A 24,278-nucleotide genomic window follows, 5' to 3' on the forward strand; every position below is an offset into this window, starting at 1 on the left:
GTTTTTTGGGCGGCAGGTGTCACTGCGTCAGCGGCTGCAACAGGTCCTAGCGGATTGTGACTCGTTGGACACAGGCCTCATCGTTCCTGCATCGTAGGCTGAACCATGAGATATCACTCAACCGTGATGCCATCGGCATCTCGAGACGCTTAGGCGGGATTTTCAAAGCTTCGATCTGCTTGACTGTGAGCGATTTGGCCATTGGGGTAATGCTAGGTTAATAAAAAACATTGGCAGCTAATATCAATGTCAGTAGCAGCTGAAAGCAGACAATGCTCCATTATGATTGGAAAAACAACTGGTTGGGCTCAGGCACGTCGGGCACTGACATCCCGTGTCTTGCTATAGCAACAGTTTCCTAATCTGGGGGCGCGCGGTCGAATCGCGCCGGGATCACCATTCTTGAAGCGCTGCACCAGATAGCGCATCGCCTCACACCTTGATCGGAATCCCTGCCTCGATCGCGGCCTCGATGAAAGCCTGTCGCGCCTCCTCCCGGCTTCGCTTTCCGGAGATGACATCGGCGCATACGGCACAGGCCCGATCCAAGGCGGGGCCCTCGTCTGTCGGCCAGTCTTCGATCAGCGCCCATGTCGCAGCCTGCGTGGTTTGTATCACCACCCATTGATCCGGACCTTCAAGGGCGATCGTCACCGGCTTCTTCCAGATGGTCTGCATTCTCTTTGGCCTTCCTTGCGTGCTGCGGGGTTAGTTAGACTGATCGATCTCGTCTTGCAAATCAGCGCCGACCGCATTGCTTCCCATATCGATTCATCGCATCTGGGGAGAGGCTCGCCGGCCGCGCACAACCCGCCGCACGCCAAATCCGAGCAGCGCCGCAACGACCCAAGCACTGACAAAACCAATCGCACCCCAGACAAGGCCTGCGAAGCTGACCGGCACGCCGGGTACGAAATCCCGCCAGGTATTTGCGAAAACGACATCATCCGGCTCCCCGATGAGCACGAACGGCTTGGCGACCGGGGCGGCGGTGCCGAGTTTCAGCTGCTGCGACTGCAGCGTCTCGTAGCGTGCGATCGTGCTTTGCATCGAGACGCCGCGGTCGCGCAGGAAATCGTCGGAAGATTGCGCATAGGTATTCAGCGCCTGCTGGCGATCGAGGTGGTGCTCGGCCGCCTGCCTGTTGAAATCCTCGACGATGACCCGCAATTCGTCGATCGCTCCGCCAATCCGCTGGCGGTACTGTTGGGCAAATTCCGGCGCCTGCGAAAACACCGTGCCGCCGGCAAGCCCGGCGACGATGGCGATGATCCTTGCAATCGGTCCCATGATCGAGGCCTCCGGCTGTTCCCTACGCTAACGATCCGCGGCCGCTAAGGTTTCTGCCTTCGACACAATCGGTAACGCTATGTGATTGAACCGACGACACTTCCGGCGAGTTGACCCCATGACAACCGAGTTGCTCGCCGTGAGCAACTGAGAAAGAGAGGCTCGTCATGAAACAGTTCATCCTCGCCTGCACGCTCGCCGCAGCGTCCGTTTTATCCGCCGTGCCGTCCCAGGCGGCAAGTGTGACCATCTCCACGGACGATGCGCGCCCCCATTATTACCGTGATTCGGAACGCCCCTATTACCGCCACCACAGTCCCTATTATCGCTACGATATGCGGCGGCGTTACGTTTCCAGCGACTGCTTCACCAAGACGGAAAGGATCCGCCGCCACGGTCATACGGTCATCAAGGAAACCCGAATCTGCCGATAAGGCAAAGCCCGGCCGATTCTTTCGGCCGGGCTTTTCATCTGGTCTCCCCGGCAAGGAACTTCGCAAATCCCGCCGCGTTTAGGGCGAAATGGGAGTATTCGCCATGCTTATCAAGATGACTGTTCTGGCAATCGCCTATGTGGCGGTCTGCGCTCTGCTTCTCACCATCGCCTATCAATTGCAGGGACCGGTGACCACGGCGAAGACCGATCGGCCGGCCGGCTCGTCTTTTCTCGTCGAGCGTTTCGCCGGTTGATCAGCTGAACGCCGGCCCCAGAAAGGCCGGCAAATAAGTCAGCGCGGCTCGCCATCGAGCCACGGCAGCACAACATATCTGCCTGCGCTCCTGCCGATGCGATGGAGCCCCCTGACCATCAATGCGTGCCGTCCAGGGAGAATCCGCCAAGGAGGATCCGGTTCTGAACGCTCTGCACGCCCTCAACCGCCCTGGCGACCGCGGTCGCCCGTTCGATCTCCCCGACTGTGCCGACCGTGCCGCTGAGCACGATCTCGTCTTTTTCCATCGTCACCTCGACATCGGACGCATCGATGCCGCCGGCAATCGCCAGCGCATTGGCGACGGCCGCCTCGACCGACGCACGATTGGCGATTTCCGCTTCCATTTCAGGCTCGAGCCCGTGAAATGTCTGCTCCTTGAAAACCATGACCTGTTCCTCTGTTAAATCTTGAAAGGAAACGCCTGCCGGTTGGTTTTGGTTTCAACCTGTTACCAGTTGAGGCGATAGCGCAGATTGACGCTGCCGGCCTCGTCCTCCGAAAACGGGTTGGTCATCGACGCATCGAGATTGAGGTTCGGCAGGATCGTTTGACTGACGGCCACCGAACTGGAGAAGTCGCCGCTGACATTGCTGAGGCCGGCGCCGGCCGAGAGCGAGGTTCCCGTCCAGGGATGGATGAGTTTCAGCGCCTGCGACGCCGTGACTGAGGCCTGCCGGGCATCGATCGGATCGTAGCCGACGCTGACGGAGCGGCTCGATTGCATGTCGAGCGAATCCGACAGGATCCAGCTGCGCGAACGGCTGAGCGTCAGCGCGCCGCTGCCGCGCAGCGTATCGACGCTCACCTTCACACCCCGCTGTGACTGGCCGGCCGGAGTGACGTTCGTTCTCACGATTCTGCCCCAGAGCATCGCCTGTTCGGAATCGGGCAGCGGCGCGCCGCTTTTCGTCGCCGCCAGTGCTATGTCGGCGCCGGCGCTCGTTTCCCATTCCGCCGGCAGACGAAAGCCCATCGTCGCCTTGTACGACCGCTCCGAAAGCTTGGCGGGCGACCAGATCAGCAGGTCGTCCGCTTTTGCAGCCGCGGTGAGAGAAGGCAGCACGGTGAAAAGAATGCAGGCTATTCTGACTATCGTCATGTGACCAATTCGTCTTTCAAGGAGGGATGCCGCGGCAAAATGCGCACAGCGAACCCGCAAGGGAGCAGCGCGGCAAAGCCGTCCATCCCAACGTCATCCTCGATCTCAATGTGTGGCCGAAACGGCCGGTGGCAGCCAAGTGCCTGTTCAATGGACGCCGCAGCGCCCTTGGATATCCGGGCGGCCATCAGCGGCTGCCTGGGATTCACGATTCCCGCAGGAATGTCGCCAGACTCACATCTCGCCGCCGCTCTGTAAACCCCTTTAGGGCCGAAATCTGCTGCACCGCACACTTGCCGCACCCTCCAAACCCTAGTAGAGCCTGACCCTACGAGATAAATTTTCGCGAAATTCCACATGACGACCGGCAAAACCGCGCCGCGGCGCCTCAGCATCTTCGGTTCGACCGGCTCGATCGGCCGCAACACGCTCAATGTCGTCGAACACCTGGGCGGACGGGACAACTTCGAAATTTCCGTGCTGACGGGCAACGGCAATGTCGAATTGCTGGCCCGGCAGGCAAAAGCATCGGGCGCGCGACTGGCGGTGACGGCGAGCGACCGGCATTACGATTCGCTGAAGAGCGCGCTTTCCGGCAGCGGCATCGCGGTCGCGTCGGGAAAATCGGGCCTTATGGAAGCCGCCGCTTGCGAAGCCGACTGGGTGATGGCGGCAATCGTCGGCACGGCGGGTCTCGCGCCGACACTGGCCGCCGCACGCCGCGGCGCCGATATCGCCCTTGCCAACAAGGAATGCCTGGTCTCGGCCGGCGATCTCTTCCTCACATCGATCCGTGAAGGCGGCGGCAGGCTGCTTCCCGTCGACAGCGAGCACAATGCGATTTTCCAGGTGCTGGAAGAAAACCAGCGCCACGCGGTCGAACGTGTCGTCCTGACGGCCTCGGGCGGCCCCTTCCGCACCGCCTCGCTCAAGGAAATGGCCGATGTGACGGTGGAAACCGCCCGCGCCCATCCGAACTGGTCGATGGGCCTGAAGATTTCGATCGATAGTGCTTCGATGTTCAACAAGGCGCTTGAGATGATCGAAGCCCGGCACTTGTTCGGCCTGACACCCGATCAGATCGAGGTCATCCTCCACCCGCAATCGATCATTCATTCGATGGTCGGCTATACAGATGGCTCTGTGCTGGCCCAGCTCGGCGCGCCCGATATGCGCACCGCCATCGGTTATGCCCTGTCCTTTCCGCGCCGGCCGAACCTGCCGATCGAGCGCTTGGATTTCGCCAGGCTCGCGAGGCTCGATTTCGAGGCGCCCGATGAGGTGCGGTTCCCGGCGTTGCGGCTGGCGCGTCTTGCGATGACCCGCGGCGGTGTCCAGGGCGCTGTGCTGAACGGCGCCAAGGAAGTGGCGCTGGAAGCCTTCATCGCAGGGCGCCTGTCCTTCCTCGCCATGGCCGACATCACCGAGAGGGTCATGGACGATCTGGCCCACCTGCCGCCGGCTGCCGAGATGGATGATGTTTTCAGCGCCGACAGCCAAGCCCGGCAGCGGGCTTCGCAATTGATGAAACTGGATCTCGTCGGCTGAGACCTACTGCATAATTCCTTGAGCGCTATAGCGGCTGCAATTACCGCAGCCGGTTGCCGCCCTCGTCGAACAGCCGGCAATCGGCCGGCTCAAAAAGCAGGCCGATCTCGTCGCCGGCCGCGATGCTGACCGGCGAACGATGCTCGACGGTCAGCGATTGGCCATCGCCGAGCTGACAGTAGAGATATTGCGTTCCCCCGAGATATTCCGAGAAATCGACGGTGGCGACCAGCCTGCCCGACCGATCGGGCGCCACCTTCAGATGCTCCGGCCGCAGACCGAGCGTCACGGCGCCGCCGGCTGGCCGGCCGGTGCAGGACAAGGCGGTTTCGATGCGGACGCCGGCCACCTCGACCAGACCCTGCTCGGCAGAGCGGGCGTTCAGCAGGTTCATCCTCGGCGAACCGATGAAGCCCGCCACGAAGGTATTGGCAGGATCTTCGTAGATCTGCCGCGGCGTTCCGGCCTGCTCGACCTGGCCGTCGCGCAGCACGACGATCTTGTCGGCAAGCGTCATCGCCTCGGTCTGATCGTGGGTGACATAAATCATCGTGTTGCCGAGTTCGCGGTGCAGGCGAGCGATCTCGATGCGCATGGAAATGCGCAGCTCGGCATCGAGATTGGACAGCGGTTCGTCGAACAGGAAGACATCGGGCTTGCGCACGATCGCCCTGCCGATCGCCACGCGCTGGCGCTGGCCGCCGGAAAGCTGTCCGGGCCGCCGGTCGAGAAGGTGGTCGATCTTCAGGATCGCAGAAGCGGCCTTGACGCGCATCTCGATCTCGGGCGCGCTCGTGCGCGCCATCTTCAAGCCGAAGGCGAGATTGTCCCGCACGCTCATATGCGGGTAGAGCGCGTAGGACTGAAAGACCATCGCAATGCCGCGCTCGGATGGATCGAGATCGGTGACAACACGTCCCTTGATCTCGATCTCGCCGTCGGTGATGTCCTCGAGGCCAGCGATCATACGAAGCAGCGTCGATTTTCCGCAGCCGGACGGGCCGACGAAGACGACGAATTCCCCTTCTTCGATCGTCAGGTCGATGCCGTGGACCACCTGCAGATTACCATAGCTTTTTCGCACGTCCTGGAGCACGACGCTCTTGTTAGCCATACCGTTCGTCATCCCCAAACGACCTACTTGTCCGACTGGACCCAGACGAGCATCTCTCCGGGCGCGCGGTTATCCCAGAGATGATAGGGCACGAAACGCGCCGTGACGACCCGCCTTTCGGCCGGCGCCCTGCGGTAGAGCGGCGCTCCCCAGTTCGACGTTTCCTCGCGCTCGACCTTGAGATCGAGGGCGACGGCATCGTTGAGATCCTTCAGCACGACGGTTTCGGCAGCCGACAGTTCGCGCGGCAGGACGATGGCGTTGAGATCCTGGCCATTGTCCGTCGTCTCGACGCAATAGACCAGCGGGCCCCTCATCAAGGCGACGCGGCCGGCATCCTGGCGCACCTTCGGATTGGCATATTGCGGGCGAAGCGAAAGCGGCAGGAAAAGATCGACACGATCGCCGTCGACCCATTGCCGATCGATCCTGGCATATCCGTCACGGGTAGCGGCGCCGAGATCGAGCTTTTCTCCATTGACGCTGAGGGTGGCGCCATCCGCCCAATCGGGAATGCGCAGCGACAGGGCGAATTTTGCCGGCTTCTCCAGCCTGGTGGTGAAGGCAACCGCACCTTCCCACGGATAGTTGGTCGCCTGCTGGAGTTCGACCGCAGCGCCGTTGGCAAGCTTCAGCCGTGTCGTGCTCTCGCCATAGAGATGCACGGCGATTTCGTCGTCGGCAACGGCATACATATAGGAGCCGATCGAGGTCACCAGCCGGGCGATATTGGGCGGGCAGCAGGGGCAATGATGCCATTTCCAGCGGTGGTGCTTGCCGGCACTTTCGAGCGGATTGTCGTAGAAGAAGGTCTTGCCGTCGGTGGAAAGGCCGGGCAGCGCGCCGTTATAGAGCGCCTGCTCCATGATGTCGGCGTAGCGCCGGTCAGGCCCGCGCCCGAGCATGCGGCTTGCCCAGAAGACCAGGCCGACGGAGGCGCAGGTTTCCGCATAGGCCGTATCATTGGGCAGATCGTAATAGTCGGTGAAACCTTCGTTGGACGCCGCCGGGCCGATGCCGCCGGTGATATACATCTGTTTGGTCGTCAGATCATCCCAGAGTGTTTCCAGCGCCGCCGTCAGGCTGTCGTCCTTATACTCGGTGGCGATATCGGCCATGCCGGAATAGAGGTACATGGCCCGCACCGCGTGGCCGACGACCTTCGTCTGCTCGCGCACCGGCTGGTGCGCCTGGCCATATTCATAGGTCTTCTGATGGAAGTCGGCAGCGCTCCGGCCGTCGCGAGCGGCTTCCGCCGTGAAGAAGTGCGGCTCGGTGCCGCGCTCGTCGATGAAGTATTTCGACAGATCGAGATATTTCTTCTCGCCGGTGACGCGGGCGAGCTTGACCAGCGCCAGCTCGATTTCCTCATGGCCGCAATAGCCGGGTATCTGGCCTTCGCCATGGCCGAAGATCTTGATCATGTAATCGGCAAAGCGGCACATGATATCGAGCAGCTTGCGCTTGCCGGTCGCCTGGTAATAGGCGACCGCAGCCTCCATCAGATGGCCGGCGCAATAGAGTTCATGATGATCGCGCAGGTTGGTCCAGCGGCGGCTTGGCTCGACGCGCTGGAACCAGGCATTGAGATAACCGTCCTTATCCTGCAGCTTCTCGTACATGTCGATGATTTCGTCGGCACGTGCCTCCAGCTTCGGGTTCGGCCGGCGATAGAGCGAATAGGCGATGGTCTCGATCGACTTGCCGAGGTCGGAATCCCAGAACATCTGCGTCGTGCCGCCCCAGGGCTGGATGGGAATGACGACGCCGGGGCTCGGCTGGTCGACATCGATCGCCTTCAGCATGCCGGCCTCGACGCAGCGGTCGAGCAGGGTTTCGGCGGTGGAATTGCAGACGGCGTCCTGCCATTTGCCCCAGAAGCCGCCGAGCTCGACATCGGGAACGGCGACGGGACGAAACTGGCGGTCGTTGCTTGATTTGGTCATGGGCTCTACCTTGAGCATGATGCCGAAAAGTGTGAGCGTTTTTCGGACGACATCATGCTCTAACTCTTTAATTTAGAACAGGATTCAGATTTTAGGCCGACGGCCTAAAATCATCCTGTTCTTGGGATCATTTCACCGCGCCGGCCATCAGCCCGCGCATGTAGTAGCGTTGCAGGAGCAGGAAGACGATCAGGCAGGGGATCGTCATGACGACGACACCGGCCTGCACCGCTCCCCAGTTGATGGCGCCGAGCCGTCCGGCGCGAACCGCCGTCATCAGCACCGGCAAAGTGTATTTCTCGTTGCTGGAGAGCAGCACGAGGGCGGCCAGAAACTCGTTCCAGGCATTGAGGAAGGCAAAGATCGCCACCGTCGCCACGCCCGGAAGCACCAGCGGCAGCAGAACGCGCGCGAGCAGCTTGAGGTCGCGCGCGCCGTCGATGCGCGCGGCTTCCTCGATCTCCTTCGGCACCGCATCGAAGGCGTTGCGCATCATGAAGACCGAGAAGGGCAGTTGCAGCGTCACATAGACGAGCGTCAGCCCGATGAGCGAATTGTTGAGGCCGAGTTTTGCCAGGATGATGAAGAGCGGCGTCAGGATCGACTGGAACGGGATCATCAGCGTGGCGATGATCAGTACGAAGAGCGCATTCTTCATCGGGAAGCGGTAGCGCGAGAAGCCGTAGCCGGCGAGCAGGCTGACGGTAACGGTCAGCACCACGGTAGCGACCGAAACGAACAGCGAATTGATCATGTGCCGCCAGATGCCGGCGCCGAACGTATCGAGCAGCGCATAGGCATCGAAGCTGACGCCAGAGCTCGGCCATGGCGGCAGAGGCGGCAGGCTGGCCTCCGCACCCGGCCGGAAGGAGGCGAGCAGCGTGATCGCGAAGGGCGCGAGAAAGAAGATCGAGATGGCGATGCCGGTGAGATGATAGGCCGACTTCACGCGGAGCGCCTTGCGGGCGCGGCGTTGCCTTGAGGTGCTCATGGGCGCTCCTCCCCGACGCGCAGCAGCCAGAGCTGCACGATGCTGATGGCCATCAGGATGGCGAGAAGCACGATCGACAGTGCCGCGCCATAACCGAGATTGAACGACACGAAGGACTGGTTGAAGATGTAATAGACCACCGAGATCATCTTGTTCTGCGGTCCGCCCGCCGTCATGATATAGAACTGGTCGAAGGCGAGGATCGAGCCGGTGACCGAGACGATGAGCGCCAGCGCAATCGTCTTGCGCATCAGCGGCAGCGTCAGATGCCGGAAACGCTGCCAGCGGCCGGCGCCGTCGATGCGCGCCGCCTCCGTCAGCTCGGATGGAATGGCCTGCAGCCCGGTCAAAAGAATGATCATGGTGAAGCCGGCGATCTTCCAGACGACCATCACCACCACGGTCAGGAAGGCGGTGTCGAAGGTCGCAAGCAGATTGGGGCTCTTTTCGACGACACCGAGCGCCTTCAGGGCCGGGCCGATGAAGCCGCTGTCGACATTGGCAAGCCAGACCCAAAGCAGCGAGGCTGTGGCAAGGCCGACGACGACAGGCAGGAAGATAATCGTGCGGTAGGCGCTGACGAACTGCCGTTCCTTTTCGACGAAGATCGCCAGCGGGAAGGCGACGGCGAAAATCGCGATGGTGACGATCACGGTATAATAGGCCGTGAAACTCAGCGCCGTCATGAAACGGGTGTCGTTGACCATGCGATAATAATTGTTGAAGCCGATCCAGCGCGACGCCCCCATCAGCGGCCAGTTGTGCAGGCTCATCCATCCGGTGAAGACAACCGGCATGACGAAGAAAACGATGACCAGCGCCATCGCCGGCGCGATATAGGCAAGGCCGCGCCAGTTCGATCTGCGCCGTCGCCTGCGCCTAGGCAATAGGGTCTCTGAACCGGAACCGGTCATCAAACGCTCCGCATCTGTCAATTGAAATTGGCCGGGAAGCTGCCACCGCTCCCCGGCCGCGGCCTTGGGAGAGTTATTGGCCGCTATCGATGATCGATTGCATTTCCGACTGGGCGCTGGAGAACGCACCGTCGACATCGTCGCCGAAGATCGCGGCGTTGGTAAACGTTGCCCACGGGCCGTTGGCGCTGTTGATCAGGTCGTTGAACTGCAGCGTATAGGGCGTCTTGGCCACGCTGATCGCCTTGAGACCGACCTGCATGCGCGGATCGAGGCCTTCCAGCACCTTGTCGGCGATATCGCCGCGGGTCGGCAGGCTGCCATATTTCGCCATGATCTTCTGGCCGTCCATCGAATAGATATATTCGAGGAACTCCTTCACCGCGTCGATCTTCTTGGTGCCCTTGGTGATGACGAAATTGTCGCCGCCAGCAAAGGACGACGGCTTGCCGTCGACGCCGGGAATGAGGGTGACGCCGAAGTTGATGTCGGGATGCTGGGTCACCAGCGTGCCGATCGCAAAGGCGCCGAGGCTCTGCTGGCCGATCTTGCCGTTGGTAAACGTCAGGAAGTTGGCGCCGTTGTCGCTGGCCGCACCCGCCGGCACCAGGTCCTTCTTGACCATGTTGCGGTAGATATCGACGGCCTTGCGCATTTGAGGCGTATCGAGCGTCGCTTTCTTGCTGTCGGCCGACAGGATATCGGCGCCGGCACCCCAGACGAGCGGCGTGAAGGTGAAGATCATGCAGCCGCCGCAGCCGCCGCCCGAGAAATAGAAACCGTAGGTGTCGTCACCCAATGCGCGGATCTTCTCCGCATTGGCGGTAATTTCGTCCCAGCTCGCCGGCGCCTTCTCGGGATCGAGACCGGCTTTCTTGTAGAGATCCTTGTTCCAGGCGAAGACCGAGGTTTCGACCGAAAGCGGCAGACCGTAGACCCGGTCCTGATAAGTGCCGAGGCGCACATGCGACGGCGAAAGCGAGTTGAAATAGGGCAGCGACTTCGCCCAGTCCGTCAGGTCCTCCAGCTGGCCGGCCGCGGCAAAGGCGGGGTTGTAGATCAAGTCCATCGACAGGGCGTCCGGCGCCTGCCCGCCGGCAATTGCCGTCGCATATTTCTGCACGAGCTCGGAGAACGGCACCTCGGTCACCACGACCTTGGTGTCGTGGCCGGCATTATAGGCTTCGACCACCTTTTTGAAGGAGTCGCCGATCCCCGTGCGAACCCACATTTCGACATTCTCGGCGGCCGACGCGGCCGAAAATAGGCACAAGGTAGCGATGCTGGTCGCCGCCAATAGACGCTTGATCATGATACTCCTCCCGATATGGCGCATCTCCCTGCGCCTTTGCTCATTTCCTGATTCTCATTCCTTGGGGGCATTACCCCCGCATGATTGCCGGACGATCAGCCGGCACGGCAATTTCCGGACACCCGGCTCGACGGGCCGTCCTTCCGCAAGCGCCAGCACCGTCAATCCGGCCTGCCGCCCGAGCTCCTTCAGTTCCATGTCCACCGTTGTCAGCGGCGGCCGCGTCTGGGCCGCGACAATCTCCCAATTGTCGAAGCCAATGACCGAGACGTCCTGCGGCACCTTGATGCCGCGCTCGCGCAACGCATCGACCGCACCGCGAGCGATCTGGTCGTTGCCGCAGAAAAGCGCATCCGGTTTTTCCCCGGACCGCTTCCAAAGCTGCCCGATCGCCTCATGGCCCCAGCTTTCCGACCAGACCCCGTAAAGCACCGGCTCGCGATGGCCCGCCACCTGGTGATAGGCGCCGGCACGCTCCCGCACCGAAAAAAACTCCTCCGGTCCGGTGATATGCGCGATCCGCCGCCGCCCGGCCTTGAGAAGCCATTCGACCGCCAGTCTCGCACCCTGTTCATCATCCGAACGAAACGTAACGCTGTCCTGCGTTCCCTCCGTGAAGGCGTAGACGACAGGCACATGCAAATTCGACAGATCGACGGGCAGGCGCCGGTCCAGCCGCTTGCCGGTCGCAATGATGCCGTCGACCTGCTTGTCCAGCATCGCATCGACATGGGTCTGGGCGAGTGCCGGATCGTCCTCTATGGCGCATAGAAATACCGAAACGCCATGATCGACCAGCGCGTCCGAAATACCCGCCATGACGGGCAGCGTAAAACGGCCATACGTGTCGTTCGTCAGCAGCCCGACGGTGAAGCTGCGCTTGCTGAGCAGACCTCGCGCCAGCGCATTCGGCCGATATCCTATTTCGCCGGCGATCCGCTTTATCCGCTCGCGCGTTTCCGCTCCCATCCGGCCGGTGTCGTTGAGCGCCTTCGAGGCGGTCGAAATGCTCACCCCGGCCGCCGACGCCACCTCATGGATGGTGATCCTGCCTCTTTTTCCTCCCGTTAGATTCAGAGCTTCCTCCTTTTGAAGTGACTTGAGAAAAGCTTTTACCACCTCCACTGTCAAGTGGGAAAAGGTTTTCTCATACAATTCGCGAGGCAGCGGAGGAGAGGCGGGTTACTGCGGGGAAGGCACAGAAAAAAATCGATGCGCCCGAACCGGGTGCCACGTGGATCGATCGCCCGGACCGGCGCGGCCTCTCAAAGCGACGGTGCCCGATGCTTTTGTCGGACGATAGCGGAATTGTGACGGGAACGTGCGCGCGCAAAACCGCGCAATCAGAACCTCCGGCGGAGATCCTGATTGGCAGTTTGAACCGAAGCGATCATCGAAAAATCAGGCGACGTGCCGGGCCAGCGCGCAGCGCGACCAGAGCGAATGCAGGGCGTCGACAAGATGGGCGATATCGGCGTCGGAATGCAGCGGCGTCGGGGTGATGCGCAGCCGCTCGGTCTTCTTCGGCACGGTGGGATAGTTGATCGGCTGGACGTAGACGCCGCAATTGTCGAGCAGCAGGTCGGAGATCCATTTGCACTTGGCGGCATCGCCGACCATCACCGGCACGATATGGCTGGGATTGTGCATATGCGGAATGCCGCGCTGGTCGAGCATGGCCCGGAGCTTGCGCACCCGGTCCTGATGGCGGGCGCGCTCGAACTGGCTGACCTTCAGATGCTGGATCGAGGCGACCGCACCGGCGGCCAGCGCCGGCGGCAGCGCCGTGGTGAAGATGAAGCCGGAGGCAAACGAGCGGATGAAGTCGCAAAGGGCGGCCGATGCGGTGATATAGCCGCCCATCACCCCGAAGGCCTTGCCGAGTGTGCCCTCGATGACCGTCAGCCGCTCCATCAGCCCCTCGCGCTCGGCAATGCCGCCGCCGCGCGGGCCGTACATGCCGACGCCATGCACTTCGTCGAGATAGGTCATCGCCCCGTATTGGTCGGCGAGGTCGCAGATCTCCTTGATCGGGGCGATATCGCCATCCATCGAATAGACGCTTTCGAAGGCGATCAGCTTCGGCGCCTTCGGATCGGCGGCATTCAGCTTGGCTTCGAGATCGGCGATGTCATTGTGTTTCCAGATCACCTTGTCGCACTTGGCATAACGGATGCCCTCGATCATCGAGGCATGGTTGAGCGCATCGGAGAAGATGATCAGGCCGGGGATCTTGGCGCCGAGCGTGCCGAGCGCTGCCCAGTTGGAGACATAGCCGGAGGTGAAGATCAGTGCCGATTCCTTGCCGTGCAGGTCGGCGAGCTCACGCTCGAGCAGGACGTGGTAGTGGTTGGTGCCAGAAATATTCCGGGTGCCTCCCGCACCCGCGCCACAGTGGTCGATGGCGGCCTTCATCGCCGCGATCACCTTCGGGTTCTGGCCCATGCCGAGATAGTCGTTGGAGCACCAGACCGTGACGTCCTTTTCGCCATCGGCCGTATGGCGCGTGGCGCGCGGAAAGTGGCCGCGCTGACGCTCGAGATCGGCAAAAACGCGGTAACGGCCCTCGGCATGAAGCCCGTCCAGCTCGTTTTTGAAAAACGCTTCGAAATCCATCATATGCTCCAGTATCACGCGGCCGTTCTTGCCGACCGGACGTCCGCGCGTCAATGCTTACCCTTTGCTTTACCATCAACTGCGGCAAAAGGCCCAGTTTTTTGAATGATTCCAGATAAAAAAATACGCAAGCGCGAAGCAATGAATTGATGCCGCACAGACACCATGGAATTCGCGAAAACCGCCGCCGGCGACAACGTCCATATTGCAAAAAAATCGGGACTAGAGTGGACAACCCTTTCTTCCGACATAGTTTTCGGACTAGCGTGGCAAAAAAAGACTAGGGACGGCCTATGCCCATTGGGCGACAACCCAGGAGAAAAGTGATGAAGAAAGCTGTCATACTCGCATTGATCGGCCTGTCGATCGCAAGCTGTACGCCGACCCAGCAGGGTGCCGGCATCGGCGCTGCATCCGGTGCCGTCATTGGCGGTGCGGTCACCGGCAACGTTCGTGGCGCGGCGGTCGGCGCCGCTATCGGCGGCGTGTCCGGCGCCCTCATCGGCAGCGTCGCCGAACAGCCCGGCCAGTGCTACTATCGCGACCGCTACGGCCGCCGCTACATCGACGCCTGCCCGCGCTGAGGGTGCTTGCACACCGGCCAAATCAGGAAATCCCGGACACAGTTCCGGGATTTTTTGTGCTAAATTAGCGCGTTGGCAATTTAAAATGGTACACCCCGCGCGATTTTGCCGCTAAGCTGTTCACGGCTGGGCAACGAAGCTTCATTGAAGACCTAACCAAAAGCAGCGGATGCGAATCAGAGGGACAGGCCCGAAAACAGGTACTGCGTATCGGCGAACAGGCACCATGATGGTGGTCGCAGCGGCAGCTGCTTTCTCACCGGTCCTGATCGGCGACGCTTACGCCTTCAAGCTTTTCGGCATCACCATCTTCGGCAAGGAGGAAGACGAAGGCGAACAGGTGCCCGATCCTGTGCGCTATCAGGTCGAACTGAAGGCCGACACCGCCGATCCGGATCTCAGGGAAGCACTGGAGAACAGCTCCCGCCTCGTCAGCGACCAGAAGCAGCCCGTTTCGGGCGACCTCGGCGTCGTCGTCAAGGCACGTGACGACCGTGAGCGACTGATTGCCGCCTTGTATGAAAAGGCCCGCTACGGCGGCGTGGTGACGATTACCATCGACGGCCAGAACATCGACGATCTGCCGCCCAATCCGACCTTCGACCGCTCCGGGCCGATTCCCGTCACCGTCGATATAACCCCGGGCCCCGTCTTCAGGGTCAGGGAAGTGCAATTCGGCGGCGACGCTGCAGACCGCAATCCCGCCGATTACGACCTCGCCCCGGGGGCTGAGGCCGGTTCGCTCGCCATCATCAAGGCCGGCGACAAGATCGTCGAGCAGTTGAAAAGCGAAGGCCGCCCCTTCGCCAAATTGACCGAACGCAAGGTCGTCGCCGACCACAGAAGCGATACGGTCGACATCGTGCTTTCCGCCGAGGGCGGGCCTGTCGCCCCGATCGGCGATGTCGGCGTCACCGGTGAGAAAACCGTCAAGCCGGATTTCATCCAGCGTTACTCCCGACTGAACAAAGGCGAGGCCTATTCCCCGGAAGCGCTGAAGAAAGCCGGCGAACGCCTGCGCGCCCTCGGGGTTTTTTCAAGCGTCACCATTCACGAAGGCGATGCCCTGGCGCCGGACGGCACCTTGCCGATGACGATCGAGGTTTCCGAAGGCAAGCGGCGCTATTTCGGCGTCGGAGCGCAATATTCTACCACCGACGGCCTCGGCATCCAGGGCTATTGGGGCCACCGCAACCTGTTCGGCGAAGCCGAGACGCTGAGGATCGAGGGATCGGTCTCGCGGCTCGGCGAGACCACCGATGTCGGCGACCTCGACTATTCTGCCGGCATCCTCTTCACCAAGCCAGGTGCCTTCTTCCCGGCCGCCACCCTGAAGGCCGGCATCGTCGCCAAGACCCAGAATCCGGACGCTTACAACGCGACGCTCGTCACCGCCTCGCTCGGCCTTTCCTATGAATTGACCGACAAGGACACGATCTCGGCCAGCGGCGAAGTCAGCTGGGAACGCGACGACGACGCCTTCGGCACGAATGACTATCTGACCTTCACCTTGCCGATCCAATATGATCGCGACGCCCGCGACGACAAGTTCAACCCGACGGAAGGCTATCGCGCGACAGTTTCGGCAAAGCCCGGTTACGAGATCTTCAACGCCACGCCCTATGCGGCATTCGAGGGCTCGATCTCCGGCTATCTGCCGTTCGGCGCCGAGGACCGCCTGGTTATGGCCGGCAAGCTCGCCGCCGGCGTGCTGATCGGCGGCGGCGGGATCGAGGACATTCCCGCCACGCAACGCTTCTTTGCCGGTGGCGGCGGTTCGGTGCGCGGATACAGCTTTCAGGAAATCTCGCCTTACAACGACAATGGCGACCCCACCGGCGGCCGCTCCTATGTCACGGCATCGCTGGAAGCCCGCATCAAAATTACCGATACGATCGGCTTCGTTCCCTTCGTCGATGTCGGCACGGTATCGGACAGCACCTTCCCTGGTTTTTCCGATATCCGCGCCGGCGCCGGCGCCGGGATACGATATGCCACACCTTTCGGCCCGCTGCGGCTTGATTTTGCCGTGCCACTGAACAAGTACGAAGATGGCACAGATTATGGAATTTACGCCGGCATCGGTCAGTCCTTTTAGGACTGCGATTCCGCTGTTATGTCCGGTCCGTGAGCCGTCATGAAAACGGGGGTAGTGTCCGCGCCGATGCAAACGCTGGCAAAAATCGTCAACTGGATCATACGGCTCACCGGCTATGTCGTGGGCGCCAGCTTGATTCTCGCTGTCGCAGCGCTTGCGATCTTCGGCTTCACCTCCTTTGGCGCCCGCATCGTCACCGAAAAAATTGCCTCCACGCTTTCCAATCGCGACATGACGATCGAGGTGCGCGAACCGGAAGGGCTGTTGACCGGCGGGCTTCGCGCCGCCGAAATCTCCCTGTCCGACACGCGGGGCGTTTTTGCTGAGATCCACGGCGTGGCCATCGACTGGAATCCGCTGGCGCTGCTGACCGGAACCTTCCACGCCAAGCGCTTCGAGATCGAAGCGATCGACGTGCTGCGCAAGCCGGTGCGCACTCTGCCCTCCCGGCCCGGCGCCGAAAATTCCGGCGGCTTCTCTCTGCCGATCAAGATCGACGTCGACCAGGTTACGCTGCCCAATATCAAGCTTGCCGAAGCCTTTGCCGGGCGCGCCTTTGCGCTCGCCGCCGAAGGCAGCCTCTCCGCAAATGGCGACGGCGGGGAAGCGATCGTCAATGTCAGCCGCCACGCGGTCCCGGATGCGCGGCTTACCGCCGATATCTCTTATGCGCCGGCCGAAAACCGGCTGCGACTGAAGGCACAGCTTGCCGAGCCGAAGGGCGGGCTGCTGGCAGGCTTCCTCGGTCTGCCGGATAGTCCTGCCGTCAATATCGACCTCGACGGCCAAGGACCGATATCCGACTGGAAAGGCAAATTGCAGGCGGCGCTCGACGGACAACAGCGGGCCTCAATCGAAGGCCGGCATGCGATCACCGCCGACGGGCTGCACCATCTCGACCTCAAGGGCGGCGGTGACCTGAGCTCGCTGCTGCCGTCAGCATTCCGGCCGCTTTTCGCCGGCCAGACCAATATCGATCTTGCTGCAACCTTCAACGATCATGGCAAGATCGATATCCAGACGGGCAATGTCGCCACTGGCAGCGTCGTCATTGCCGCATCGGGCACACTTGATCCGGCCGGCAACAACAGCCTCAATGCCAACCTGCTCGGCCCCTCCGGGCCTGTCGATTTCCGCTGGCCGCTCGCCGAAGGCGAAGCTCGCTTCCAGATATCCGGCCTCAATCTGGCGCTGACCGGCGACGCGCAGGCGGCGCGACTGAGCGTCAGCGGTTCGCTCGACAGCGCGACCCTGCCGCAGGCCAATATCGGCAACGTCAAGCTGACGGCAAAGAGCGACGCCTTCAATCTTGCCGCCCGCTCCGGCAGCATCCAGCTGCGCCTGGTCGCCGGCGACGCGACTTTTGCCGAGCCGAACCTCAACCGTGCGGTCAAAGGTCCTGTTACCATCGCCGCGCCGCTGCAGATGGCGGCCGGCAGCATTGGTTTCAATGGCACCACCGTCGAAAGCGCCAATATCAACGGCAGCCTCAACGGCTCCTACCGGCTGACAGACCGCGCTCTGACCGGCAATGTCAAGCTGACCGTCGAACCGGCGGCCTTGCCGGCTGCGGCAACGAGCAGGTTTGACGGACCAATCTCGCTCGAAAGCCAGGTGGCGGGCACCGTCCCGTCGAAATTGGCGCTGACCAACCTCGTCGTCAAATCCGGAACGCTCGAAGCCGCCGGCAACGTCGCGCTCGACGGCTCGACTTTGAACGCCGATCTCTCGGGCCTGCTGCCCGATGTCGGCAAGCTCATGGCGGGTGCCAGCGGCGGCGCAGCTTACGCGTTGAGAGTCGGGGGCGAACTGCCGGCCCTCTCCGTGTCAGCCAATATCAAGGCTGCCAGCCTGCAAATGGCCGATCGCATGCTCGCCAACCTCAATGTCGATCTCACCGGCGTCGCCGATCCCAAGGCGCCGCAGGGCAGGATTGCCGCGACTGGCACGATCGACGGCCAGCCGATCGGCGTCAACGGCGATATCCGCTCGGAGAACGGCAGGATGATCGTTCCGGCACTGACCGCCGACATCGGCGGCAACCGGCTGACCGGCAATCTCGAATTTTCGCCCGCCCTGACGCCCTCGGGCGCATTCACTTTCGATTTTCCCAATATCGGCCTGTTGGCCGCCCTCGGCGGACAGAAAGCCGAAGGCGATCTCAAGGGATCGCTCGGCATCACAAGCGACGGCGACAGGATTGCCCTGACGCTGCAGGCGACCGGCGCTTCGCTTCGCCGCGACACCTTCGCCATCGTCAAACCCGAGATCGACGTCACGGTCAGCGATCTCGGCGCCCTTGCGGCCAACGGCACAGTCCGGGCCGAGGGGGTGAATGCCGGCGCAAACAGGCTTTCCGGCCTGTTGCTGGCTTTCGCCAAGCAGCAGAATCAGACCGACTTCGATCTCAACGCCGCCTATGATGGCAACCCGGTGCTGGCGGCTGGCAATATCCAGACCGCGGATGGCACAATCGACGTGAACCTCGATCGTTTCTCGGCAAGCCCTCGTAACATCCCGATCGAACTTGACGCAGCGACGCAGGTCAAAATCGCCGGTGGCGCCGCCAGTCTGAACGGACTGACGCTGAAAACCGGCACCGGCTCGGTGAGTGTCACCGGGTCCGCCGGCGAGACGCTGAAGCTCGATGCCGTCATCAAGGAGCTGCCGGCAGCACTCGCCAACCGTTTCGTGCCCAACCTTTCGGCTGGCGGCACGATCTCCGGGACAATCGCCGTGACGGGAACACCGGCCGCGCCCATCGCCGACTTCAAGCTTGACTGGAAGGATGCGACGACGGGCCCAACCAAGGGGGCCGGGCTGGCGCCCTTCGGCATCACCGCCGGCGGCAAATTTGCCGACAAGAAGCTCGATTTCGACATGACGATCGGCAGCGCCGACGGCCTCTCGCTCAAGGCTGCCGGCAATATCGGCCTCGCCGATCCGGCGGCGCCGGTGCTCGATATCGACGCTGATCTCCTCAACCTGCCCGCCCGTGTCGCCAATGGGTTTGTTCCCGATCTCGCCGCCGAAGGCGCGATCTCGGGAAAGCTAAGCGCTGCCGGCTCCCTCAAGACTCCGACCGCCAATTTCGCTCTCGCCTGGAAGAGTGCGGCGACGAGCCACACCAGGCGCGGTGGCCTTGCCGGTCTTGATGTGACCGCGTCCGGCAAATTCGCCGACAACGCGCTCGATTTCGCTGCCGCGGTCAGCGGCGCCGACCGCCTATCCCTTAAGGCGAACGGCAATGTCGGCATGACAGGGGCGACGATCAGTGGCGTCAGGATCGACGCAACACTGGCCAATATCCCTGCAGCTGTTGCAAACGGATTCGTCCCAGATCTCGCAGCGGCAGGCCTTGTCTCCGGAACGGTCTCGGCGAGCGGATCGCTTGCCGCCCCGACCGCCGATTTCGATCTGCATTGGCAAAATGCCGCCACGAGCCACACGAAACGCGCCGGCCTTGCCGGTCTCGGCGTGACGGCATCCGGCAAATTCGCCGACAATAATCTCGATTTCGACGCTGCGGTCAGCGGCGCCGGCGGCCTCTCGCTCAAGGCAAATGGCAATGTCGCCGTCACCGGCAAGACGGTCGGCGCCGCCAAGGTCGATGCGACGCTGGCAAATATCCCGGCCGGCATTGCAAACAGCTTCGTCGCCGATCTCGCTGCCGAAGGCTCCGTCTCGGGAAAGATCTCGGCGGCAGGCTCACTATCGGCGCCAACCGCCAATTTTGACCTCAACTGGAAAGACGCTGCAACGAGCCATACCAAGCGTGCCGGGCTTGCCGCTTTGGGGATTACCACTTCGGGAAAATTTGCCGAGAATAAACTGGATTTCAACGCAGCCGCCCTCGGCGATCAAGGCCTCTCACTGAAGGCCGTGGGCAATGTCGCCCTCGCTGGCACGGCAATCGACAGCGTGAAGGTCGATGCCGAGATCGCCAAGGTCCCCGCTGCTCTCGCCAATGCCTTCGTTCCCGAACTGGCGGCCGGCGGCACGATATCCGGCACCGTGTCCGCGGCCGGCACACCCGCCGCACCGAAGGCCGATTTCAAGCTCGACTGGACGGATGCCGCAACCAGCCACACCAGGACGGCCCATCTTTCCGGTCTCGCGCTTGCGGCATCGGGGCACCTCGCCGACAACAAGCTTGATTTCAACGCCGATCTCGGCGGCAAGGACGGCCTCTCGCTGAAGGCTGCGGGCAGTGTCGCGATATCGGGCGCCTCGGTCCGCAACCTTGACGTCAAGGCCGATCTCGCCAATCTGCCCGCCGGCCTTGCCAACGGCTTCGTTCCCGGCCTTGCGGCGGAGGGCACGGTGTCGGGAACGGCATCCGCCTCGGGCGCACTTCCCAAGCCCGCCGTCGACTTCAGGCTGGACTGGAAGAACGCCGCCACCGCCCAGACCAGAAGCAGCGGTCTTTCCGGTCTCAGCGCCGCGGCATCCGGCAAATTCGCCAATGACAGGGTCGATTTCGATGCCAACCTCGCCGGCAAGGACGGCGTGCTGGCCAAGGCGACCGGCGGCGTCACGATTGCCGGAACGGCCATCCGTGACCTTTCGGTCAATGCCGATATTCCCGCCCTGCCGGCAAATATCGCCAATGCCTTTGTTCCCGGTCTCGGGGCCGAAGGCATGCTTTCCGCAAGCGCCGTGACATCGGGAACGCCGGCCAATCCGGTCGTCGATTTCAAGCTTGACTGGAAGGATGCCGCGACCAGCCATACCAAGGCTGCCGGCCTCTCCCGTCTTGCGCTGGCCGCAACGGGAAAATACGCCGGTGACCGGCTGGACTTCGATGCCAACCTCAGCGGCAGCGGCGGCATTGCGCTGAAAGCCGCCGGCAATCTTTCCATCGCGGGCACATCGATCCGATCGATTGACGTCACGGCAAACGCTGCCAATGTTCCGGCTGCCATCGCCAACGGCTTTGTTCCTGGAATCGGCGCCGACGGCACGATCTCGGCGACCGCCAAGGCGGCCGGTACGCTGTCCTCGCCCGCTGTCGATTTCAAGATCGATTGGAAGAACGCCGCGACGAGCCAGACGAAAGGCGCCGGTCTGTCGCCGCTCAGCATCGGGGCATCCGGAAAGCTGGCCGGCAGCAAGCTGACCGTCGACACCAGTCTTGCCGGCGACGCCGGCATGTCGCTCAAGGGCGGCGGCAGTGTCGTGATATCAGGCAATCGAGCTCTCGACTTGCACTTCAACGGCAATGTTCCTTTCGCGGTGCTCGGCACCCCGCTTGCGCAGCAGGGCCTGGTCGCCGACGGGATCGCAAACGTTAATCTCGCGATCGGCGGAACGGCGGCAGCACCCGTCATCAACGGTACGGTCTCGACCAATGGTGCCAAGCTCGTCGACGTCAGACGCAATCTTGCCGTCAACAATCTCGCAGCCACCGTGACCTTCAACGGCACCCAGGCGGTGATATCGCGCCTCAGCGGCAATCTCGGCGGCGGCGGCACGATTTCGGCGAGCGGCACCATCGGCATTCAACCGGCCGGCGGCTTTCCCGCCGACATTTCGATCAAGCTCGACAAGGCGGTCTATGTCGACGGAACCCTGGTCGTCTCGACCGTCAACGGCACAGTGGGCTTGCGCGGGCCGATCATGAGCGCGACGCTGAGCGGCAAATTGCGGTTGGACAAGACCTCGATCACCGTCCCGGAAAAATTGCCGACCTCGCTCCGCGAAATCGACATACGGCATAAGAACGCGCCTCGCGCGGTGCTCGCGCAGCTCAGGGATGAAGGCGAGCGGAAAACCGGTGAGAAATCCTCCGTCATCACCCTCGATCTCGACATCGACGCGCCCTCGCATATTTTCGTGCGCGGTCGCGGCATCGATGCCGAGCTCGGCGGCCGCGTGACCATCCGCGGCACGGCCGCGGTACCCGTCGTCACCGGCGGCTTCACCATGCGCCGCGGCCGGCTGACCATTCTCAACCGCCGTCTGGATTTCTCCGACAAGAGCAGGATCACCTTTGCCGGCGATCTGACGCCGGCGCTCGATATGGAAGCCACCTCCACCTCCGGCACGACGACCCTGACGGTCGATGTGGCCGGCCTCGCCACCGATCCTTCGATCACCTTTTCCTCCTCGCCGCAGCTGCCGCAGGACGAGGTGCTGGCGCAGCTGATCTTCGGCCAGTCGATGTCGAAGCTGTCGCCGGTGCAGATCGCCCAGCTCGCCGATGCCGTCAGCCAGCTCGCCGGCAACCGCTCCACCTCGCTTTTCGAAGGCCTGCGCAACCAGCTCGGCGTCGACGACTTCGACGTCAGCACCGACGCCAAGGGCCAGACCAGCGTCAGCGTCGGCCGCTACCTCAACGACCGCACCTATTTCGAACTGCAGCAGGGCGGCGCGGCCGGCGCCAAAGCGATCATCAATCTCGATGTCGGCCGCGGCGTCAAACTGCGCGGCGCCGCCGGCGGCAACGGCGCCGGCGAAGCCGGCATCGTTTATGAGCGGGAGTACTGAGCCGGCTTAACCCTTGCTATCCAGGAACGGAAAACCGCTTCGCACTTTTCCTGGGAAGCTCTAGAAGCCGGTCTTGCTCGTCTTGAGAAGAATATTGGTCTCGGTCGAGTTGATACCGTTGATCAGCCGAATGCGGCGCAGCGTCTCGTCGAAGGAGGCAAGGTCGCGATCTTCGAGTTCGGCGACGAAGTCCCATTTGCCATTGGTGCTGTGGAGGGCGCGGACCTGCGGCAGCCCCCGCAATTGATCGGCCACCCTGTCGGCCAGTTTGCCAAGCACCTCGATCATGACGATGGCGCGTACGCCGGCGGAGCGCGTCTCATGGCTGGTGCGAATGGTGAAGCCGACAATGGTGCCGCTGGCGACTAGCCGGTCGATGCGGGCGGCCACCGTTGCCCGCGATGCGCCGGTCATCGCCGCAAGCGAGGAAACGGAAATCCGGGCATTGTGGCGAAGGGCGCTCAGAAGTTCGGTGTCGAGATCGTCCACGCTGATCACTTTGTCAAAATAGCTTTATCAATTTGCGCAATCATAATCCATTTCTGCCACTTTTCCACCTTTTTGCCGGCAGCCCTTTATCCCACTATCGGCCGAAACAGGCCTCAACACGGAGCCCTCGCATGAATATCCAATCGCGATCTGTCACCCTCATCGGCGCACCATTGGAGGAGGGCTCCGGCCGTAGAGGTGCTGCCATGGGCCCCGCGGCGCTGCGCATCGCCGGCGTCGACCAGACGCTGATCGATCTCGGCCACGATGTCGCGGATAACGGCGATCTCAGGATCGTACCGGCGATGGACCTGCCGAATCATCCCAAGGCCCATAATCTGAGAACCGTTGGCGCTTTCACTCGCGCTCTCGAAAGCAGCGTCTATGATGTCGCCGCCTCCGGCCGCTTTCCGCTCATTCTCGGCGGCGACCACAGCCTTTCCATGGGCAGCGTCTCCGGCATGGCCCGTTATGCCGCCGACAAGGGTCGCCCGCTCTTCGTGCTCTGGCTCGATGCCCATGCCGATTTCAATTCTCCGGCCACCTCCCCCTCCGGCAATATTCACGGCATGCCCGTCGCCTTCTTCTGCGGCGAGGCGGAGTTCGCCGAGATCCTGCCGAAGGACCGTCCCTTCGTCGATCCGAAACATGTCTTCCAGGTCGGCATCCGCTCGGTCGATGCGCGCGAGCGCGAAGAAATCCACGAACACGGTGTCAACGTCTTCGATATGCGCGCGATCGACGAACAGGGCATCGCCGCCATCATGCGGTATATTCTCGATGTCGTCGCCAAGGCTAACGGCCTGCTGCATGTCAGCCTCGATCTGGATTTCCTCGATCCCGATATTGCCCCCGGCGTCGGCACGACGGTGCCCGGTGGCGCGACCTTCCGCGAGGCCCATCTGGTCATGGAAATGCTGTCCGACAGCGGTCTCGTGTCCTCGCTCGATCTCGTCGAGCTCAATCCGTTTCTCGACGATCGTGGCAAGAGCGCCCGGATATTGGTGGAACTGACGGCAAGTCTCTTCGGCCGCCGCATTTTCGATCGTCCAACCCGTGCCGCATAGAAGGCACG

The 24,278-nt window shown here is 62.2% G+C and carries 19 protein-coding genes; 7 read left to right on the forward strand and 12 right to left on the reverse strand.

The window, feature by feature from the left end; genetic code table 11:
• Positions 1-432 precede the first annotated feature (432 nt).
• Entirely contained in the window at positions 433-678 is a 246-nt protein-coding gene (locus EFD56_RS06030) for a DUF982 domain-containing protein (protein WP_004679623.1), read from the reverse strand.
• A 93-nt stretch (positions 679-771) separates the two neighbouring features.
• Positions 772-1,290, reverse strand: coding sequence for a DUF2937 family protein (locus EFD56_RS06035; protein WP_097603254.1), 519 nt, complete (start codon positions 1,288-1,290; stop codon positions 772-774).
• 167 nt (positions 1,291-1,457) lie between these two features.
• Between EFD56_RS06035 and EFD56_RS06040 the strand changes: the two genes are divergently transcribed.
• Both EFD56_RS06040 and EFD56_RS32550 read left to right on the forward strand, forming a co-directional pair.
• Positions 1,458-1,724 (forward strand): hypothetical protein, encoded by a 267-nt coding sequence (locus tag EFD56_RS06040; RefSeq protein ID WP_126904934.1) that lies wholly within the window; start codon positions 1,458-1,460, stop codon positions 1,722-1,724.
• Between the two features lie 103 nt (positions 1,725-1,827).
• Positions 1,828-1,980, forward strand: a complete 153-nt coding sequence (locus EFD56_RS32550; RefSeq protein WP_010023044.1) for a hypothetical protein — start codon at positions 1,828-1,830, stop codon at positions 1,978-1,980.
• 118 nt (positions 1,981-2,098) lie between these two features.
• On the opposite strand, the gene EFD56_RS06045 is transcribed toward EFD56_RS32550, so the two are convergent.
• Together EFD56_RS06045 and EFD56_RS06050 are read right to left on the reverse strand one after the other, a co-directional pair.
• Positions 2,099-2,389 (reverse strand): BON domain-containing protein, encoded by a 291-nt coding sequence (locus tag EFD56_RS06045; protein WP_126904935.1) that lies wholly within the window; start codon positions 2,387-2,389, stop codon positions 2,099-2,101.
• 62 nt (positions 2,390-2,451) lie between these two features.
• Positions 2,452-3,102, reverse strand: coding sequence for a hypothetical protein (locus EFD56_RS06050; RefSeq protein WP_126904936.1), 651 nt, complete (start codon positions 3,100-3,102; stop codon positions 2,452-2,454).
• A gap of 357 nt (positions 3,103-3,459) precedes the next feature.
• Between EFD56_RS06050 and dxr the strand changes: the two genes are divergently transcribed.
• A complete protein-coding gene (dxr, locus tag EFD56_RS06055; protein ID WP_126904937.1) occupies positions 3,460-4,650 on the forward strand; it encodes a 1-deoxy-D-xylulose-5-phosphate reductoisomerase in 1,191 nt (396 codons plus the stop codon).
• Between the two features lie 40 nt (positions 4,651-4,690).
• On the opposite strand, the gene EFD56_RS06060 is transcribed toward dxr, so the two are convergent.
• The 7 genes from EFD56_RS06060 to hemA form a co-directional block, all read right to left on the reverse strand.
• Complete coding sequence (locus EFD56_RS06060) at positions 4,691-5,776, reverse strand: ABC transporter ATP-binding protein (protein WP_126904938.1); 1,086 nt, start codon at positions 5,774-5,776, stop codon at positions 4,691-4,693.
• An 11-nt stretch (positions 5,777-5,787) separates the two neighbouring features.
• The gene (locus EFD56_RS06065; RefSeq protein ID WP_126904939.1) at positions 5,788-7,710 is read right to left on the reverse strand and encodes a glycoside hydrolase family 127 protein; all 1,923 of its coding nucleotides are present in this window, start codon (positions 7,708-7,710) and stop codon (positions 5,788-5,790) included.
• Between the two features lie 127 nt (positions 7,711-7,837).
• A complete protein-coding gene (locus EFD56_RS06070; protein ID WP_010021086.1) occupies positions 7,838-8,701 on the reverse strand; it encodes a carbohydrate ABC transporter permease in 864 nt (287 codons plus the stop codon).
• Complete coding sequence (locus EFD56_RS06075) at positions 8,698-9,615, reverse strand: carbohydrate ABC transporter permease (protein WP_126904940.1); 918 nt, start codon at positions 9,613-9,615, stop codon at positions 8,698-8,700. Before EFD56_RS06075 ends, EFD56_RS06070 begins: the two co-directional genes overlap by 4 nt.
• Before the next feature lie 73 nt (positions 9,616-9,688).
• On the reverse strand, positions 9,689-10,927 hold the full coding sequence (locus tag EFD56_RS06080; RefSeq protein ID WP_085743411.1) for an ABC transporter substrate-binding protein: 1,239 nt from the start codon (positions 10,925-10,927) through the stop codon (positions 9,689-9,691).
• Between the two features lie 54 nt (positions 10,928-10,981).
• Positions 10,982-12,058 carry a LacI family DNA-binding transcriptional regulator gene (locus EFD56_RS06085; RefSeq protein ID WP_085743412.1) on the reverse strand — a complete coding sequence of 359 codons (1,077 nt, stop codon included), beginning with the start codon at positions 12,056-12,058 and terminating at the stop codon, positions 10,982-10,984.
• A gap of 270 nt (positions 12,059-12,328) precedes the next feature.
• Positions 12,329-13,543 carry a 5-aminolevulinate synthase gene (hemA, locus tag EFD56_RS06090; protein WP_126905030.1) on the reverse strand — a complete coding sequence of 405 codons (1,215 nt, stop codon included), beginning with the start codon at positions 13,541-13,543 and terminating at the stop codon, positions 12,329-12,331.
• A 326-nt stretch (positions 13,544-13,869) separates the two neighbouring features.
• Here hemA and EFD56_RS06095 point away from each other — a divergent pair, with 326 nt between their 5' ends.
• From EFD56_RS06095 to EFD56_RS06105, 3 genes are all read left to right on the forward strand, one after another.
• Entirely contained in the window at positions 13,870-14,127 is a 258-nt protein-coding gene (locus tag EFD56_RS06095; RefSeq protein ID WP_004679653.1) for a YMGG-like glycine zipper-containing protein, read from the forward strand.
• Between the two features lie 169 nt (positions 14,128-14,296).
• Positions 14,297-16,225, forward strand: a complete 1,929-nt coding sequence (locus tag EFD56_RS06100; RefSeq protein ID WP_012485443.1) for an autotransporter assembly complex protein TamA — start codon at positions 14,297-14,299, stop codon at positions 16,223-16,225.
• A gap of 66 nt (positions 16,226-16,291) precedes the next feature.
• Positions 16,292-22,714 carry a translocation/assembly module TamB domain-containing protein gene (locus EFD56_RS06105; RefSeq protein WP_126905031.1) on the forward strand — a complete coding sequence of 2,141 codons (6,423 nt, stop codon included), beginning with the start codon at positions 16,292-16,294 and terminating at the stop codon, positions 22,712-22,714.
• Between the two features lie 60 nt (positions 22,715-22,774).
• Here EFD56_RS06105 and EFD56_RS06110 read toward each other — a convergent pair whose 3' ends face one another.
• Positions 22,775-23,212, reverse strand: coding sequence for an Lrp/AsnC family transcriptional regulator (locus EFD56_RS06110; protein WP_170960055.1), 438 nt, complete (start codon positions 23,210-23,212; stop codon positions 22,775-22,777).
• 122 nt (positions 23,213-23,334) lie between these two features.
• Between EFD56_RS06110 and rocF the strand changes: the two genes are divergently transcribed.
• Positions 23,335-24,270, forward strand: a complete 936-nt coding sequence (gene rocF / locus EFD56_RS06115) for an arginase (protein ID WP_016736403.1) — start codon at positions 23,335-23,337, stop codon at positions 24,268-24,270.
• Positions 24,271-24,278: the final 8 nt, after the last annotated feature.

The organism is Rhizobium phaseoli (assembly GCF_003985125.1).
Lineage (GTDB): Bacteria > Pseudomonadota > Alphaproteobacteria > Rhizobiales > Rhizobiaceae > Rhizobium > Rhizobium phaseoli.

Excerpts from the sequence above, each read along its gene's own strand:
- EFD56_RS06045 (WP_126904935.1), bottom strand. The coding sequence starts at position 2,389 with ATGGTTTTCAAGGAGCAGACATTTCACGGGCTCGAGCCTGAAATGGAA.
- hemA (WP_126905030.1), bottom strand. The coding sequence starts at position 13,543 with ATGGATTTCGAAGCGTTTTTCAAAAACGAGCTGGACGGGCTTCATGCC.
- EFD56_RS06030 (WP_004679623.1), bottom strand. The coding sequence starts at position 678 with ATGCAGACCATCTGGAAGAAGCCGGTGACGATCGCCCTTGAAGGTCCG.
- EFD56_RS06070 (WP_010021086.1), bottom strand. The coding sequence starts at position 8,701 with ATGAGCACCTCAAGGCAACGCCGCGCCCGCAAGGCGCTCCGCGTGAAG.
- EFD56_RS32550 (WP_010023044.1), top strand. The coding sequence starts at position 1,828 with ATGCTTATCAAGATGACTGTTCTGGCAATCGCCTATGTGGCGGTCTGC.
- EFD56_RS06040 (WP_126904934.1), top strand. The coding sequence starts at position 1,458 with ATGAAACAGTTCATCCTCGCCTGCACGCTCGCCGCAGCGTCCGTTTTA.
- EFD56_RS06100 (WP_012485443.1), top strand. The coding sequence starts at position 14,297 with ATGCGAATCAGAGGGACAGGCCCGAAAACAGGTACTGCGTATCGGCGA.
- EFD56_RS06095 (WP_004679653.1), top strand. The coding sequence starts at position 13,870 with ATGAAGAAAGCTGTCATACTCGCATTGATCGGCCTGTCGATCGCAAGC.
- EFD56_RS06105 (WP_126905031.1), top strand. The coding sequence starts at position 16,292 with ATGCAAACGCTGGCAAAAATCGTCAACTGGATCATACGGCTCACCGGC.
- EFD56_RS06035 (WP_097603254.1), bottom strand. The coding sequence starts at position 1,290 with ATGGGACCGATTGCAAGGATCATCGCCATCGTCGCCGGGCTTGCCGGC.
- EFD56_RS06065 (WP_126904939.1), bottom strand. The coding sequence starts at position 7,710 with ATGACCAAATCAAGCAACGACCGCCAGTTTCGTCCCGTCGCCGTTCCC.
- dxr (WP_126904937.1), top strand. The coding sequence starts at position 3,460 with ATGACGACCGGCAAAACCGCGCCGCGGCGCCTCAGCATCTTCGGTTCG.
- EFD56_RS06060 (WP_126904938.1), bottom strand. The coding sequence starts at position 5,776 with ATGACGAACGGTATGGCTAACAAGAGCGTCGTGCTCCAGGACGTGCGA.
- EFD56_RS06080 (WP_085743411.1), bottom strand. The coding sequence starts at position 10,927 with ATGATCAAGCGTCTATTGGCGGCGACCAGCATCGCTACCTTGTGCCTA.
- EFD56_RS06050 (WP_126904936.1), bottom strand. The coding sequence starts at position 3,102 with ATGACGATAGTCAGAATAGCCTGCATTCTTTTCACCGTGCTGCCTTCT.
- rocF (WP_016736403.1), top strand. The coding sequence starts at position 23,335 with ATGAATATCCAATCGCGATCTGTCACCCTCATCGGCGCACCATTGGAG.
- EFD56_RS06075 (WP_126904940.1), bottom strand. The coding sequence starts at position 9,615 with ATGACCGGTTCCGGTTCAGAGACCCTATTGCCTAGGCGCAGGCGACGG.